General features: G+C 54.9%; 1 tRNA gene. It reads left to right on the top strand.

From position 1 onward, the window contains the following. Positions 1–84 precede the first annotated feature (84 nt). Positions 85–160, top strand: a tRNA-Trp gene (locus ACEQFP_RS17570). Positions 161–264 lie beyond the last annotated feature (104 nt).

A 264-nucleotide genomic window follows, 5' to 3' on the forward strand; every position in this document is an offset into this window, starting at 1 on the left:
GAGCGGTAGTTCAGTTGGTTAGAATACCTGCCTGTCACGCAGGGGGTCGCGGGTTCGAGTCCCGTCCGTTCCGCCACCCTATTTAGGGGCGTAGTTCAATTGGTAGAGCACCGGTCTCCAAAACCGGGTGTTGGGGGTTCGAGTCCCTCCGCCCCTGCCAGATAAAAAGCCTTCTGTGAAAACAGAAGGCTTTTTTGTTGTCAGCTTTAAACCACCTCCTCGGGAGGTGGTGATTGTCCCTGTGAGGCTATAGCCTGAAGGAAG

It is taken from the genome of Edwardsiella sp. A.80236 (assembly GCF_044540725.1).
Lineage (GTDB): Bacteria > Pseudomonadota > Gammaproteobacteria > Enterobacterales > Enterobacteriaceae > Edwardsiella > Edwardsiella tarda.